Origin of the sequence: Paenibacillus sp. yr247, from assembly GCF_900103825.1 — a bacterium.
Lineage (GTDB): Bacteria > Bacillota > Bacilli > Paenibacillales > NBRC-103111 > Paenibacillus_E.
This window is the reverse complement of sequence record NZ_FNIF01000077.1, coordinates 1-1,498: the sequence shown is the minus strand read 5'-3', so window position 1 is coordinate 1,498 and position 1,498 is coordinate 1. Positions and strand designations below refer to the sequence as shown.

The 1,498-nt window shown below is 38.4% G+C and carries 1 pseudogene; it reads left to right on the top strand.

Going from position 1 to position 1,498, the window contains the following annotated elements:
* Positions 1-382: 382 nt before the first annotated feature.
* A pseudogene (locus BLT91_RS33375) lies at positions 383-565 on the top strand (hypothetical protein); the annotation flags it as partial.
* Positions 566-1,498: the final 933 nt, after the last annotated feature.

Here is a 1,498-nt window from a genome sequence, read left to right as displayed (position 1 = left end):
ACTCCATATGCAAAGTTTTCGCGATATTTTCGGGGTTTCCTTTGCATATGATTTCGACAAAAATAGCTCAAACCCTTGTTATTATGCGGTTTACAGCCGCTTTTTCAGCATTCAGCAAGCCCTAATTATTTTCAAATATTTTAAGAAATTCATCAGGAGATTGTAGTCCAGATAAGCCGATCTCCTCATTAATTACAAAATAAGGTACCCTCTGATTCCTAATTTTTGCGCGTTGCGTTGTCCTAATTCAACTTTTTCAAGCCCATCTCCAATCATAAGCTGATTTTTAACTCAGCATCGACGCTTAGCAATAGTGGACACGCATTCGTGCCGTTCCCGACGTCCTTAGCGGACGAAACGGTTCGCTTTCCGTTTATTCAATAAATTCCATGATTTTATATCTGACGACCGAATGATTTAGGTGGATGGAGTCGCTTCTGATCAAAAGGGCTTTACTATCTTCAATAATAACCGGCATCACGAGATTTTTGGGGGTTACGAGATCGATTGGACATATCCTTATCAAAGGACTATTCGGTTTATCTTTACAACTGCAAATTTCTAACAAACATTATTTTCCTACACCACTAAGGCGAAGCTTAAAGCATGTCTATTGTGATGTAATTTTTGAGTAATACCGATTAAATTTGACCGAGTATATCAGCACGTAAATAATGATCAACGCAGCAAACGAATTCAGAATAATCAACGATAAGTTTAAACTAAAAAATTGCGTCAGCACGCCAACGCCAACCGGTGGAATAATGAATCCAGCATAGGCGCATAAATAAAATGCCGAAATAACCCTCGGACGTTACTCCGACTTCGGCAGCTGACCTGCAAACCATAAAGAAGCTTGAAACGTCCATCCGGCGCCAATTCCTTGAATGAACATGCCGAGCCAAAGCAAATACAAGTTCCCTATTTGCCCAGAAACAACTATGATCCACTGTCTGTTGAAGAAAACTGCCCTTTAGTTCAATCAACCAAAAAAGAGCAGCAAACGCTGTAAAATGGGAACAATAGTCGTAAACAACATCTTAATCATGTGATATCGGGAGTTATGTGTAATGGAATTTTTCATGGATTGTGAGTCTGGTGATAATGTTAGGTGGCGTCTTTTTTGCATACGAGTCCTTGAAGGACGCTATCAAACACGTGAAAAGTTACAGAGACGAAAAAGCAGACAAGAAATTACTCAGGTGGTATTTGGAATGGGCCTTAATAATACTGTATTTGTTATTTAGCAAGCATGCTAGACGTTCTAGTCTAATCTTTGCTTTGTTTTTTTTCTCTTTTGGGGCAATTGTTTCTGTAATAACGACAATCAGGGGGCTTGCTCAAATATTTGGTTTTTAATTTAATCGATTAGCAACTAAAACAACCTTATAATATCCATAAAAATGGCGCCGTTTGCGAACGCATTACTCCACTAATCTGCCCTTTAGCTTAATGATAAAATCAACATCGAGTTTTAACAGAGCCAAAATCAAAAAAA